12 protein-coding genes are annotated in these 13164 nt (G+C 69.0%); 5 read left to right on the top strand and 7 right to left on the bottom strand.

Annotated elements, in window-relative coordinates:
• Nucleotides 1–52: 52 nt before the first annotated feature.
• Nucleotides 53–589 carry a hypothetical protein gene (locus E7T09_RS06555; RefSeq protein WP_136388270.1) on the bottom strand — a complete coding sequence of 179 codons (537 nt, stop codon included), beginning with the start codon at nt 587–589 and terminating at the stop codon, nt 53–55.
• A 105-nt stretch (nt 590–694) separates the two neighbouring features.
• Nucleotides 695–2500, bottom strand: coding sequence for a hypothetical protein (locus E7T09_RS06550; RefSeq protein WP_136388269.1), 1806 nt, complete (start codon nt 2498–2500; stop codon nt 695–697).
• Between the two features lie 234 nt (nt 2501–2734).
• On the opposite strand from E7T09_RS06550, the gene E7T09_RS06545 reads away from it, so the two are divergent.
• From E7T09_RS06545 to ftsY, 3 genes are read left to right on the top strand one after another with little or no spacing between them, the layout of a single operon-like run.
• Entirely contained in the window at nt 2735–4828 is a 2094-nt protein-coding gene (locus tag E7T09_RS06545; RefSeq protein ID WP_136388268.1) for a protein kinase, read from the top strand.
• Between the two features lie 9 nt (nt 4829–4837).
• Nucleotides 4838–5113 carry a glutaredoxin family protein gene (locus tag E7T09_RS06540; protein WP_136388267.1) on the top strand — a complete coding sequence of 92 codons (276 nt, stop codon included), beginning with the start codon at nt 4838–4840 and terminating at the stop codon, nt 5111–5113.
• A gap of 59 nt (nt 5114–5172) precedes the next feature.
• Nucleotides 5173–6129, top strand: a complete 957-nt coding sequence (ftsY, locus tag E7T09_RS06535) for a signal recognition particle-docking protein FtsY (protein WP_136388266.1) — start codon at nt 5173–5175, stop codon at nt 6127–6129.
• A 24-nt stretch (nt 6130–6153) separates the two neighbouring features.
• On the opposite strand, the gene bshC is transcribed toward ftsY, so the two are convergent.
• Nucleotides 6154–7683 (bottom strand): bacillithiol biosynthesis cysteine-adding enzyme BshC, encoded by a 1530-nt coding sequence (bshC, locus tag E7T09_RS06530; protein ID WP_240741644.1) that lies wholly within the window; start codon nt 7681–7683, stop codon nt 6154–6156.
• A gap of 105 nt (nt 7684–7788) precedes the next feature.
• Nucleotides 7789–8463, bottom strand: a complete 675-nt coding sequence (locus E7T09_RS06525; RefSeq protein ID WP_136388264.1) for a Crp/Fnr family transcriptional regulator — start codon at nt 8461–8463, stop codon at nt 7789–7791.
• Nucleotides 8464–8543: 80 nt separating this feature from the next.
• On the opposite strand from E7T09_RS06525, the gene E7T09_RS06520 reads away from it, so the two are divergent.
• On the top strand, nt 8544–9293 hold the full coding sequence (locus E7T09_RS06520; protein WP_136388263.1) for a WecB/TagA/CpsF family glycosyltransferase: 750 nt from the start codon (nt 8544–8546) through the stop codon (nt 9291–9293).
• A gap of 12 nt (nt 9294–9305) precedes the next feature.
• On the opposite strand, the gene E7T09_RS06515 is transcribed toward E7T09_RS06520, so the two are convergent.
• Together E7T09_RS06515 and E7T09_RS06510 are read right to left on the bottom strand one after the other, a co-directional pair.
• Nucleotides 9306–10598, bottom strand: coding sequence for an aspartate aminotransferase family protein (locus E7T09_RS06515; RefSeq protein WP_136388262.1), 1293 nt, complete (start codon nt 10596–10598; stop codon nt 9306–9308).
• Nucleotides 10599–10631: 33 nt separating this feature from the next.
• Nucleotides 10632–11144: a DinB family protein gene (locus E7T09_RS06510; protein WP_136388261.1), complete on the bottom strand. Its 513-nt coding sequence runs from the start codon at nt 11142–11144 to the stop codon at nt 10632–10634.
• 41 nt (nt 11145–11185) lie between these two features.
• On the opposite strand from E7T09_RS06510, the gene E7T09_RS06505 reads away from it, so the two are divergent.
• Nucleotides 11186–11536: a DUF4180 domain-containing protein gene (locus E7T09_RS06505; RefSeq protein ID WP_240741643.1), complete on the top strand. Its 351-nt coding sequence runs from the start codon at nt 11186–11188 to the stop codon at nt 11534–11536.
• Nucleotides 11537–11543: 7 nt separating this feature from the next.
• Here the strand turns inward: E7T09_RS06505 and E7T09_RS06500 are convergent, their stop codons facing one another.
• Nucleotides 11544–13121: an L-glutamate gamma-semialdehyde dehydrogenase gene (locus E7T09_RS06500; protein ID WP_136388260.1), complete on the bottom strand. Its 1578-nt coding sequence runs from the start codon at nt 13119–13121 to the stop codon at nt 11544–11546.
• Nucleotides 13122–13164 lie beyond the last annotated feature (43 nt).

Here is a 13164-nt window from a genome sequence, read left to right as displayed (position 1 = left end):
GTGGCCCGTGGCCGGTCAGCACAGGGCCCCAGCCACGTCGCACCGGCCGACATCAGTTCAGGTGAACCGAATTGGTGAGGGTGCGGACGACCGCCTCATTCCTGGAGTAGTCCTTGAGATTTCCCGCGATCGTGAGCACCAGCATCCGGCCACCCAGGCTGGTGACCAGCAATTCGCGCCGGAGATCGTCGCCCTGCGCGGCACTGGGCGAGGTGGTGAACACGAACTGGGCCCAGGGGGTACCGCCGACCTGCACCAGCGTGGCCTTGAGGGTCTTCACGTTCGGCACCTGTGACCGGATCACCGCCGGAAACTGAGCCACTAGTTTCTCGATCTCATTCACCGCGAGTTTGCTGGTGCGCCACTCGAAGGCCACGCTGACCTTGCGATCCTCGGTCATGAACACCGCGTCCGGTCGACCGGCCGCCGCCGGGAAGGCCGTGCGGATTCCCTCGGTGCTGAGGGTCAGCAGACGGGCGTTCGGTTCCACGGAAAGGGGCAGGTTCGCGAGTTTCACCGGGGTGGCTCCCGCTGCTGTTCCCAGCAGGGCAGCGCTCACCAGCGCGGAGGTCAGGAGGGAACGGATCATGTCGCTGTCAACCCTATCGGGCTGGCCGCAGGCGCTCATGAGCCACGCATGAGGAACGTGCAGCCCCCATCACGGTCTCGTCAGTTTGGCTTGGATCGGTGTGGGTTACGAGCCGTCGGTCATCAGCGTCGGAGAACCGCCCGCGTCCCGAGTGTCCTGGGTGTCCAGTTCGGCTGCCACCGCCAGCCAACGGCCATGCCGGGCGAGCACCACACTCAGATCCTGCAGCCTCAGCACCAGCAGATCCTGCAGGTACTGGGCCGCGAACCCCGGCAGGACCGCCGCCAGCCGACCCTGAAAATCCGCGCGCAGGGTCAGGGCCCGTCCACCCACCAGCAGGGTCAGCGGGTCGTCCGTCAGGTGCAGGCTCAGCAACTGACCATTCAGGGGCAAGTCCAGCTGGGTGGTCGTGATCGGCGGGGGCAGCAGCTCCGGCTGGTGGATCGCCACATGGAGCATCTCGGTCAGGTGCGCGGCGCGGTCTGCGCCCATCTCGATACTGCGCGCCGCTTCGTGGACATGCTGCGCAACCTCACTGGGGGCCATGGCCTCCATCCGGGTCAGCAGGGTGGTCACGCCCTTACGGGCGAAGGTCAGCAGCGCCTCCTGCGACGCGACCTTGTAGCGCTCGGCACTGCGGGGGCCCAGCGCCTGCGGATCGATCCGGCCGTCGCGCAGCAGCTGGGCCGTGGCCCGCGCGAGCCGCAGGTACGCGTAATCGCCGGAGGGATCGAGCAGCAAGGCCACGGCGCGCCCCACCGACGACCGGCGCCCCAGCTCCTCCTGCGGAGAGACCTCGGCGCGGATCAGGGCGAACGACCCGCTGATGAAGAGCTTGAAGATGCCGGACGGCGTGTCCAGCCGGAGCCGCCGCCCGGCGGGCGATTCCGTCGGCTTGAGCAGGGCTACCTGGCTTCCGGCCACCAGCTGCCAGTGCTGACCGATGCGTTGCCAGCGCCAGTCCACGTTCCGCCAGCGCATCGCCTGCCCGCCGGGCAGAAACACCACCAGCTCATCGGCGGCGTCGTCCGGAACACCCAAGGCCAGCTCCGCCTGCGGTGCGTACAGCACGCTGTGGTGCGGCACGGTGCCCATGGACGCCTGTGGCCCCCCGGCCAGCAGCGGCTCCAGCTTCTGCGTTACCAGCCGGACGCTCTCCCGGATCGCCGGACGCTCCCGGGGATCACGCGGCAGCGGATATTGCTCCTGGAGCGCACGCACCAGCTGGTCGCGCTCCTCCACGGTGCGCAACTCGCGGTACACCGCCTCGATCCGCGAGGCCAACACGTCCTCATCAGGGTGACGTGGAAACGGGGCCTCATGCAGTTCGGAGAGGGCGGCGCGCAACCGGATCTCGCCGTCCTTGCTGCTCAGCAGACCCGCGACCGCGTGGATCAGTTCCTCCTGTACCGAACGGTCGAGCAGGCTGACCAGCGGATCGTTCGAGGTCGGCACCGCCAGCCGCTCCTGACCGGGGTGCAGCAGGCGCTCGGCGTTCTCGGAGGCCGTATACAGCACCCGCAGGCTCAGCAGGTTCAACTCCCGTGACCATTGGGCCACCAGCCCCTGCAATTCCGAGAGCAGGCGGTCATGCCACGACAGGCGCTGCAACTCCTCCCACGCCAGGGCCTCGTCCGGCCGGGCGGTGACCGGGGCCTGCCAGGCCGCCGTGGGAATACTGCGCTGCACGAAGGTCGAACCGGTCTGTGGCGCCTGACCGGTTTTCGTGAATGCCCGGAAGCGCCGGTCCGCCTCAATCAGCCGCCGTTGCAGGGTGGGTTCGAGATCGGCGGACAGCAGGTCGCTGCGGAGGTTCAGCAAGGACCTCTTGCCCCCCCGAGGCACCCGTCCGTCGACGAAATCCGCGACCTTGTATTCGTACAGGTCGACCAGTTCAGGCCACAGGGTCACAGTGGCCCTCCAGCACAACAGCGGGGCCGTGCCGGAACCGGGGCCCGGCAGGACGGACGGGGGCGATGCGGCGTCGCATGTCGGGTTCAGTATGCCTGCTGGCCGGGCCCTGAGCCAGCGGCCTGATGGGGGAGACGGAGGCTGCTTGTAAGTTTGCCGCAAGGGCACTCGGGTATAACTTGGGGCAATGAGCACGCCCGTCAGCACGTACCCCCGACCTGCACGGAGCCGAGCATGACTCCGCTGCTGCTGTCGGCGCTGTTCATCGTGGGCCTGCTGCTGTCGATCCGCGCCTCGGAGCGCATCCTGACGGTGGTGGCCACGGTGGCCACGCTGGCCCTGCTGATCCTGCTGGCCGCCATGTCCGTCCACCTGCCCGTCGGTGGCGGCAAGGGACAGTTCACGTTGGCTGGCCTGCAACGCCTCCAGGGGTTCCTGGCGGTCGCGGCGGTCATCGTGGCCAGCGCGCCCTTCCTGCTGGGCCGCGCCTCCGAGTCCCAGCCGGTGCGCCGTTCGAGGCCCGCCCCCAGGCCCGTCCGCGTGCAGAGGACGGCCACTCCTGTGCCCCCGTCCCGCCGGACGAGCGTCAACCAGACGATGTCCGAACTGCGCTTCCAGGAATACGAGGTGCTCGACCGTATCGGGATCGGCGGGATGGGCAGCGTGTACCGTGCCAAGCGCCGCCAGGACGGCCGCATCGTGGCCCTCAAGGTGCCGCAGGAGAAGTACCTGGCCGACGCCAAGTTCGTGAAGCGCTTCTACCGTGAGGCCGAGGTGCTCAAGCGCTTCAGCCACCCGAACATCGTGCGCGTGTACGACTACCGTATGCAGACGCCCGAGCACTACATCGCCATGGAATTCCTCGACGGCGACAGCCTGGAAGGCGAACTGGAAAAGCGTACCCTGACCTTCAGCGAGAGCGTACAGGTCATCCGGGCACTGGCCGACGCGCTGCGGCACATCCACATGCAGAACGTCGTGCACCGCGACATCAAGCCCGCCAACGTCATGGTGCTCAAGAACGCGTTCGTCGATGGTCAGTTGCGCGAGGGCGGCGTGAAGCTCATGGACTTCGGCATCGCGGTCGGCAAGGTGCTCACCCGCCTGACCATGACCGGGGCCCGCGTGGGCACGCCGATCTACATGGCGCCGGAACAGGCCAAGGGCAACCGCGTGGACGCCCGCAGCGACATGTACTCGCTGGGCCTGCTCGCCTACGAGATGGTGACCGGCCAGACCGCCTTCCGGGGTTCCTACGAGGCCGTCGTGCACCAGCAGGTGTTCGAGTCGCCCAAACCGCCCAAGCAGGTGCGGCTGGAGGTGCCGGGCAAGCTCAACGACCTGATCCTGCACATGATCGAGAAAGATCCTGCCCAGCGCCCCACCCTGGACGACGTGATCGCCCGCATCGACGCTGGCGTCATGACCGACGAGGTCTTCAGCGATCCGGTCGCGCTGGCCCTCTCGGTGGGCGAGAAGCGCGGCACCCTGCGCCTGCTGGACGTGCGCGGCAAACTTCGCCAGAGTCTCAAGGATCAGGGCAGTGGCGGCGGGAGCCTGCCCACGGCTCCCAACGCCGTGGCGGGCGATGACGACGGGAACGTCTACATCACCATGGCCGAATACCGACAGGGAAAGGCGGGCGGCATGGTTCGCAAACTGAACCCCGAGGGCCGCGAGCTCCTCAGCTTCGGCGCGTACGGCCTTACGGACGGGGAACTGCTGCAACCGGTAGACCTGGCCGTCACGCAGAATCAGGTGTACGTGCTTGATGCCGAGGCGCACCACGTGGTCGTGTACGACCAGCTCGGGCGCTTCGTGCGGCGCTTCGGCGGGCGCGGTCAGGGCATGGGCCGCTTCGAGCGACCCCGGTCCATCGTCGCCTCGCCGGACGGCAACGTGTACGTGCTGGACATCGGGAACAACGAGGTGCAGCGCTTCAGCGCCCAGGGCGACTATGTCAGCCGCTACGCCTTCCGCCTCGACCGCACCAGCGAGGCGTTGCGCCAGCTCGACGGCCTGGGCATCGACCAGTTCGGCGCGGTGTACATCGTGGATGGCGTGGCGCGCAAACTCCGCAAGATCGAGGCCGACGGCACCCCCGGCGCGACCTTCGCCCTGGAAACGCTGGTGGGTGAACCCGCCGACGCACCGTGGCTGATCGAGGTGGCGCCCGAAGGCCAGATCTTCGCTGTGCGGCAGGGCGGACAGGTGCTGCGAACCTTCAGCAATGTCGGTGACCTGATCACCCAGACGGACATGTACGCCCCGGTGCTGGCCATGTCCATCCTGACGCGCGAACCCGCCCTGCACCGCGTTCCGGCGTAAGCTCGTGGCATGGGCCTGCCGGAACTGACGCTGTACACCCGCGTGGGCTGCCACCTGTGCGAACTGGCGGTGGAGCACCTGCGGGCGCTGGAGTTTGCGTATCGTCCGGTCGATGTCGATATGGACGCTGACCTGAAAGCCCGGTACGGGGACGACGTGCCCGTCCTGGCCCTGGGCGACCGCGTGCTGGCCAGGGGCGTGCTGGGCCGCAGCCGGCTGGGCATGGTGAAGCTGACCCTGTTGCGCGACCGGCGGGGCCACGGAACGGACACCGTTGACGCTTAGTCCTGACGCTATGGTAGGCGGATGAGCACTCCGATCCCACCCCGTCAGGCCGTTCGCGCGTGAGCTGGCTCGAACGCCTGCGCGACGGCCTGAGCAAGACCCGCAAGCAGATCAACGACACCGCCGGGTTCCTCGGACAGGATGTCCGGGATGTCGTTACGAACCGCCTGGATACCATCGAGGATCTGGAATACGCCCTGATCGCTGCCGACGTGGGCCGCGCCGCCACCGAGGAGATTCTCGAGGACGTGCGCCGCAGCGAGGGCAAGAACCTCCAGGACGCCCTGATGGACGCCCTGACCCTGCAACTGGAACCCGACGCCCGCCGCGCCGAGTTCCGCAAGCTGGGCTTCGCCCCGGACGCCCGCCGCAAGACCGTTGATCCGAAGGGGCACGTGGTCATGGTCATCGGCGTGAATGGTGTGGGCAAGACCACGACCATCGCCAAGCTCGGTCAGTACTACATGACGCGCGGCAAGAGCGTCATGTTCGCGGCCGGCGACACCTTCCGCGCCGCGGCCGGAGCCCAGTTAGGCGAGTGGGGCACCCGCCTGGGCGTGCCCGTCGTGCAGGGCCAGGATGGCGGCGACCCGGCGGCCGTGGCCTTCGACGCCGCCACGGCCCGCGCTTCACGCGGCACCGACCTGCTGTTCATAGATACCGCCGGGCGCCTGCACACCAAGCACAACCTGATGGAGGAGCTCAAGAAGGTTCGCCGCGTGATAGACAAGGCCGACCCCGGCGAACCGACCGAGGTGTGGCTGGTGCTGGACGCCGTGACCGGACAGAACGGACTCCAACAGGCCAAGAAATTCCACGAGAGCACGCCACTGACCGGCGTGGTCGTCACGAAACTCGACGGCACGGCCAAGGGCGGCATTCTGGTGCCCATCGTGCGGGAACTGGGCGTGCCCATCAAATTCATCGGCGTGGGTGAACAGGCCGGGGACCTGCAACCCTTCGACAGCCAGGAATTCGTGCGCGCCCTGTTCGACGTGAACATTCCGAAAAGCTGAGGGCTGGGCGCCGAACTCGCGGTTCTAGGGAATCCTCAGCTCACCCCGGAACCCGGCTGGCAGCGCCAGCAGCATGTCCAGCGGCGTGTCACCGTGCTTGAGCAGGTAGGTCAGGAAGTTCATCTCGCGTTCCTGTGGCACGCCCCCTGGGAGCAGATGTGCTTTGAGGCGGGTGAGCTGGCCGCTGCGGTCATCTTCCTGGCGGGCCAGGGCGCGCACGCCGAGGGTCTGCAGGCGCTCGACGCGGGCCAGGGTGCGGGTGCGCGTCCGCTCGACCGCGCCCACCAGGGTCGGATCGAGCGCCGCAATTTCGCCGCTCAGCTGCCGGAACTGTGCTTCCAGGGTGGCGAGGGTTTCGCGCGACACGGAGGCGGCGCCGCGTTCCCCGGCCAGCGAGCGTCCCAGCACGCCTTCCGGATCGGCCTGCACCTGCGCGGCCGTGGCGTTCAGGCGTTCCAGCAGCCGGGCCACGTTCGGTTCGAGCCACGTCACGCTCAGGCGCGGCCACAGCAGCGGCTGTTCAAGGCCGTGCAGCGGGTAGACGTCCCGGAGCTGCGCGCCGTAGGCGATCTCGCCCGGCCCAACCACGAAGGCCAGGGTGGGCAACAGCGTGTCCTGTACCACGGGCCGCAATCCCGCTGCCGGGGTCAGGCGCGTGGGATCGTCGTCCAGCAGGGCGAGCAGCTCCTCCAGCGTGTACGCGTGGGTGTCCGTGCGAAGGTCGCGGCCATCCACCCGCAGCAGGCGCCGGTGCCCATCGGCCTCCTCAACGAAGATATTCGTCGCGCCGGCCGGGCGGCGCAGTTGCGGCACGAAGCCGCCCTGCTCCAGCCGCATGGCTGCCGCCTCGATCCGCAGCGAGGAGGTCAGTGGATCGCGCAGTTCGCGGGCTAGGGCGGGGGCCATCAGGCGGGCCAGGGCCGGGTGGAGCGGATCAAGCACCAGCAGGCCCGCGCCGCCCAGCAGCCCGTGAATCAGCCGGGCAAACACGTCCGCGTAACTGCCGCCGGCGTCCATGGCAGCGCGGCACCGGGTCCGCACCCGCTCCCTGTGCTCCGGGGGCGCGTCGAAGGTGTCCAGCAGGGCCAGCGCCTGCGCGGTGTAGTCGGCCGTCCAGGGCAGGCGGCCCACCGGACGCCCTTCCGGCAGATCGAAGGTCAGGTGGTGGAGCCGCTCCGACAGGTCGAGCAGCGTGGTGGACGCCACCTCGGCCGCATCGTGGTCCTGGCTGGCGATCCAGTACACGGCCACGACGGGCGCGTCCTCGGTGGTCAGCTGCCGGGCCAGCAGGGCGGCATCGGCCCCCTTGTGTACCGAGTAGGCCGGGCCCGTGAGGGCGCCCGCCTGCTGACCGGTCACGACCACCCGTGACGCCGGGTGCGCCAGCTGCGCCAGGAGCGCCTCGACCCCCCTGTCCAGCGTGCCGAGATCCGTGTGATAGGCGCGCAGGGCGGCCACCAGGGCTTCCCGGTCGATGTCCGGCCGCAGCGAAGCCGCCGCGCCCGCCAGATCGCCGGGCATCAGGCGGAAGAATCCGTCCAGTCTGCCCGCCATGTACTCCGTTGCCACATTCCGCGCCACTTCAGTCCCATTCCTTCCCACCCGGACGGTCTGTCCGGGCAGCTCGACTCGTGATCAACCGCCGCTCGTGCCGTCTGTTCAGCGCAGCGGTTCCTGCATGGCCCGCGTGAGGCCGTCTCTGTCCGTCAGGACGATCCGGCGGTAGCCGATGTCCAGCAGGCCGCGCGTCCGAAAGTCCCCCAGCAGTTTCGTGATCGTTTCCCGCGTGCTGCCCACCACGTGCGCCAGATCCTGGTGGGAGACACGGTCTTTCAGGGCCAGCGTGCCGCCCGGCGGCCACCCGCCCTCGCGTTCCGCGAGGTTCAGCAGGGCCAGGGCCAGGCGCTGCGACACTTCCAGGAACACCAGGCCGGACAGCCGCTCCTGCACGCCGCGCGTCTGCCGCGTGAGCTGTTCACCCAGCGCGACCGCCACGGACGGCTGCGACTGTCGCACACGGGCCAAGACGTCTTGCCCGAGCAGCAGCGCCTCGGCCTCGTCCATCGCCTCGGCGTACATGCCGTACGATGCGCCCGGTGTGAGGCTGCTCACGCCGAGCAGGTCGCCCGGCCCGTGCACGTCGAGCGTGACCTCGCGCGCCCCGCTGCCTAGCCGGTACAGCCGCACGGCCCCGCGCGTGAGCAGGAACAGGGTCTCGGCGGCGTCCTCCGGGTGGAACAGCAGGCCACCCCGCGACCAGCGGCCCGCACGTCCCGCACTCAGCAGGTGCGACTGCGCGTCTGCAGGCAAGGCACCAAACGCTCCGGGCAACATGCGTAGCAGTATGCCGCACGGGGCGCGCACAGGCGTCGTCACCGCCCGTCACCCCCGCCGCGCATTACAATTCCCGCAGCATGACCGCACCCTCTCTGCCACCGCGCGTGTCGCTGTTCGACCTGCCCCTCGATCCCGTGACCCTCGATCAGGCCCTGGGCCAGCTGGGGTCATGGATGTTCCAGGAGGCACGCGACCCGCACACGGTCGTGACGCTGAACCCGGAATTCATCGTGCAGTGCCAGACCCAGCCGGATTTCGTGCAGGCCATCCAGGCGGCCGACCTGGTCACAGCGGACGGGGTGGGCATCGTCTGGGCCGCTCGGCAACTGCTGAACCAGGATGTCCCCCGTGCGCCCGGCTACGACCTCGTCAAGGGGCTCATGGAGCGTCACCGGGGCGACCTGCGCGTGTTCTTCCTCGGCTCCCGCCCCGGCGTCGCGGAACTCGCCGCGCAGAACGCCGCCCGCGACTACGGCGTTCAGGTCGCTGGCACGCACCACGGCTACTTCGACCTGCCCGAGGATCAGCGGGTCGCGGAACTCGTGCGGGAGAGCGGCGCGCACCTGCTGCTCACCGCCATGGGTGCCCGGCGCCAGGAGACCTTCAACCAGTACTGGCGGCAGGTCATGGGCGTGCCCGTCATGATCGGCTGTGGCGGCGTGCTGGACGTCCTGGCGGGCAGTGCCCAACTCGCCCCAGACTGGACGCGTCGCCTGGGCGTCGAGTGGATCTGGCGCGTGGCCGGCGACCGCACACGCTGGGGCCGCGCGCCGCGCCTGTTTCAGTTCACCCAGATGGTGCAGGCCGAGAAACGACGACCCAGATAAGGTGGAGGCCAGTCAGGACGATGTGGCCGCGAGCGCTCCATCGAGTAGCTCCAGCAGCTCCGTCACTTCGTCTGCCGTGATGCTCAGCGGCGGCCCGAGCAGCAGGTGGTCGCCGCGCGTGCCGTCCACCGCGCCGGATCCGGGGTAGGTCAGCAGGCCGCGTGCCCGCGCGGCGCTCGCCACCCGTTCCGCTAGGCCTGCTCTGGGAAATGCCTGCCCGGTGGCGGGATCGCCCAGAACCACGCCCAGCAGCAGGCCGTGTCCGCGCACGTCGAGCACATGCGGATGCCGCGTTTTTAAGTCCTGAAGCCCGCTGAGGAGCTGGGTGCCGCGTTCCTGCGCCGCCTGCACCAGATGGTCGCGCTGCACGATGTCCAGTACGCTCCGGCCCGCCGCCACGCTGACCGGGTGGCCCGCGTAGGTGAAGCCGTGCTTGAAGGCCCCGCTGCCCTGCATGACCGTGTCGTACACGTGGGCGCTGGCGACCAGGCCCGCCAGCGGGGCGTACCCGGCCGCGAGGCCTTTGCCGAGCACCACGATGTCCGGCATCACGTCGCCTCCCAGCCTTACAGCCAGCGGCGCGCCGCAGCGGCCCATGCCGCTCATGACCTCGTCGGCGATGAACAGCACTCCATACTCCCGGCAGATGGACGCGATCCGCGAGTGATAGCCGGAAGTCGGAGCGAGCGCCGCGTCTGAGGCCCCCACCACGGGTTCGCACATAAACGCTGCCACGGACTCCGGCCCGGCTGCCTCCAGCACCGCCCGCACCCGGTCGGCATCGTCCTCACCGGACAGCGACGGGTCGGGTCTGGGCATCTTCGGCCACGCATCCTCACGCATCAGCGGAGCGTAGAGTTCACGCCGCGCGCCCATGCCGGACGCGGCCAGCGCGCCCAGCGACGCCCCGTGGTAACTGGGCACGCGGGTCACGACCTTGAACCGTTCCGGCTCGCCCCGCTCCACGTGGTACTGCCGGGCCAGCTTGATGGCGCTCTCGTTCGCCTCGGAGCCGCCAGATACCGCCCAGAAGCGACCTCCGGGCAGGTTCAGGAAGTCGGTGAGCCGCGCTGCGTAGTCCTCCAGCACGTCGCTCGTGAACTGCGAGCCGTGCACGAAGGCCAGGGTGCGGGCCTGCGCGGCCATCGCCTCCGCGACCTCCGCGCGACCGTGACCGACGTTCGCGACCAGCGCCCCGGACGATCCGTCCAGGGAACGCCGGCCGGATTCGTCGTAGAGATACACGCCCTCGGCGCGCACGGCGGTGGGATAGGACTTGGTGCTCCTGTAAAAGACGTTGGACATCAGATAGCCCTTCTCGATCTCAGGTTCGGGGGGTCACCACGTGTCGCCGCCGCCAGGGGGAGGCCATGCCCCGAGGGCCTGCCGTACCGTGACGATCTGCCCGAAGTGGTGGGCGGTGTGCAGCGCGAAGTCCGCGAGGAGTTCCCCGATGGTTTCCTCGTGGTTCACGGGGTTGGCCAGGTCGGGCCGGGCGGCGTGCGTGTCCACGCGGGCCAGCAGGTCGTAGAACTCCGTGCGGACGCGGCCCCAGTCCCCTGCGCCCATCTCGGGCCAGGTATCGGCGGCGCGCTTCGGATACGGCTGGGCGGTGCCCATCTCGATAATGTCCAGCATCCAGCGGTTCCACCAGTTCACGTGCGCCACCAGTTCGGCCACCGAGTGCGGCAGCCCCGCCGGGCGGGTGGCCGCCTGCTCGTCCGTCAGGCCGCTCAGCGACGCCTCGACGCCCACGAAGGCCTGTCCGCCCCGGAAGAGTTTGGGCAGCAGGCGCGCGAGGGCCAACTGGGCGCGGGTCGTGCGGTCGTCAGGGGGGGGCGTGTCGGTCATGCGTCCAGTCTCGCACTGCTGGACCCCTGTACCCTGCGTCCATGATGAACACGGGCGCCTCCCGGCAGATCGCCACGGCCCGCGACCTGAACCTGCCGGTTCTCACCTGGGCGGAGGTGAACACGGTGGTCGGCGCGGCCCTCGGCGTGCACGGCCTGATCCTGACGGAAGCGGACGTCGCGCCCGAGTTCTTCGACCTTCGAAGCGGCCTGGCCGGCGAGGTGTTCCAGAAGTTCACGAATTACCGCGTGCACGTGGTTCTCGTGATTCCGGAGGCCGCCGCGTACGGAGAGCGCTTCGTGGAACTGGCCTATGAACACCGTCACCATCCGCTGATCCGCTTCGTGGCCACCGAGCCCGAGGCCCGCGCGTGGCTGGACACCCTGCCATGAAGAGGCATCAGTACCGCTGGGCGACCGTTTTCGTCTGGAGGAACCAGAACAGGTAATCCGGGCCGCCCACCTTGGCGTTCGTGCCGCTCATGCCGTAGCCGCCGAAGGCGTGCGTGCCCGAGAGGGCACCCGTGCATTTGCGGTTGATGTACAGGTTTCCCACGTGCATCCGCTGGCGGGCGGCCGCGAGTTTGGCAGGGTCGCGGCTGTAGAACGACGCGGTCAGGCCGTACTCGCTGTCGTTCGCCAGGTCGATGGCGTGCTCCCACGAGTCGGCCCGCGTGAAGGTCAGCACCGGCCCGAAGATCTCCTGCTGGAACAGCGGATCGCCCGGCGCGACGTCCGCCAGGATCGTGGGGGAGACGTACCCGCCCGTGCTATCCCCCGTGTCCGGCCGGTCGCCGCCGAGCACCAGTCGCGTGCTGCCCTGACCGTCGGCCAGCAGCTCCATGATCCGCGCGGCGCTGCGTTCGTGAATGACCGGCCCGAGATCGGCGTTGTCTTCCGGCCGCCCGCCCCTCAGGGTGCGCGTCAGGGCCGTGACCTTCTCCAGCAGCTCGTCGTGAATGCTGTCCTCGGCGATCACGCGGGAGCACGCCGAGCACTTCTGGCCGCTGTATCCGAACGCCGCCTGCACGATCCCCAGCGCGGCGGCGTCCACATCCGCGTCGGCGCAGACCACGGTGGGATCCTTGCCGCCCATCTCGGCGATCACTCGCTTGAGCCACTTCTGGCCGGGCTGCACCCTCGCCGCCCGTTCGTAGATGCGGCAGCCGACGGCCTTGCTGCCCGTGAAGGCGATCATGCGGACGTCCGGGTGGTCGACCAGCGGATCGCCCAGCACGTCGTTCGTGCCGGTCAGGAACTGGATCACGTTCCGGGGGAGGCCCGCCTCGAACAGTAGTTCCACCATCAGGTAGCTCGACAGGGGCGTTTCCGGCGCGGGCTTCCAGATCACGGTGTTTCCGGCGGCGATCGCGCCCAGCGCCATGCCCAGTGGAATCGCGCTCGGGAAGTTCCACGGGCTGATGCACGCGACCACGCCCAGCGGCTCGTAGTCCATCGTGACGTGCTCGTCCGGCATGGGGTATACGGCCTTGCCCTGGGCCCAGCGCAGCGTCTCGCGGGCAAACACTTCGAAGTGATCGACGGATTCGGCGACCTCGCCGTCCGCCTCGATCCAGTTCTTGCCGTTCTCCAGGGTCATCACGGCGTTGAACTCCAGCCGACGGGCGCGCAGCAGGTCGGCCGCCCGTTTGAAGATGCTCGCGCGTTGCAGAGGATCACTGTAGCGCCAGTCCTGGAACGCGGCCGTCGCGGCTCGGATGGCCTGCTCCAGCTGATCGGGCGTGGCGTTCTGGAAGCGCCACACGATCTCGCGGGTATCGGCGGGATTGTGAACGTCGGTGATGCCGCTGCCCTGGGCCTCCTGCCCGGCCACGATCAGGGGGAAGGTGCGGCCCACGTACTGCTCGCGCACGATCCGGAACGCGGCGCGCTGCGCGTCGGCCACAGCGGGGTCGGAGTAGCGGTGATACGGCTCGTGCTCGAAGGGCAGCAGACCGGCTGTCAGGGTGTCCGTCATGAGTCCTCTCCTTATGGTGGCGCGAGCCTAACACGCCGTCCAC

The organism is Deinococcus sp. KSM4-11, assembly GCF_004801415.1.
In the GTDB taxonomy this organism is placed as follows: domain Bacteria; phylum Deinococcota; class Deinococci; order Deinococcales; family Deinococcaceae; genus Deinococcus.
Note: the sequence above shows the minus strand (reverse complement) of the source record. Positions and strands in the feature narration are given on the sequence as shown.

Excerpts from the sequence above, each read along its gene's own strand:
- E7T09_RS06555 (WP_136388270.1), bottom strand. The coding sequence starts at position 589 with ATGATCCGTTCCCTCCTGACCTCCGCGCTGGTGAGCGCTGCCCTGCTG.
- E7T09_RS06545 (WP_136388268.1), top strand. The coding sequence starts at position 2,735 with ATGACTCCGCTGCTGCTGTCGGCGCTGTTCATCGTGGGCCTGCTGCTG.
- E7T09_RS06540 (WP_136388267.1), top strand. The coding sequence starts at position 4,838 with ATGGGCCTGCCGGAACTGACGCTGTACACCCGCGTGGGCTGCCACCTG.
- bshC (WP_240741644.1), bottom strand. The coding sequence starts at position 7,683 with ATGGCGGGCAGACTGGACGGATTCTTCCGCCTGATGCCCGGCGATCTG.
- E7T09_RS06525 (WP_136388264.1), bottom strand. The coding sequence starts at position 8,463 with ATGTTGCCCGGAGCGTTTGGTGCCTTGCCTGCAGACGCGCAGTCGCAC.
- E7T09_RS06520 (WP_136388263.1), top strand. The coding sequence starts at position 8,544 with ATGACCGCACCCTCTCTGCCACCGCGCGTGTCGCTGTTCGACCTGCCC.
- E7T09_RS06515 (WP_136388262.1), bottom strand. The coding sequence starts at position 10,598 with ATGTCCAACGTCTTTTACAGGAGCACCAAGTCCTATCCCACCGCCGTG.
- E7T09_RS06510 (WP_136388261.1), bottom strand. The coding sequence starts at position 11,144 with ATGACCGACACGCCCCCCCCTGACGACCGCACGACCCGCGCCCAGTTG.
- E7T09_RS06505 (WP_240741643.1), top strand. The coding sequence starts at position 11,186 with ATGATGAACACGGGCGCCTCCCGGCAGATCGCCACGGCCCGCGACCTG.
- E7T09_RS06500 (WP_136388260.1), bottom strand. The coding sequence starts at position 13,121 with ATGACGGACACCCTGACAGCCGGTCTGCTGCCCTTCGAGCACGAGCCG.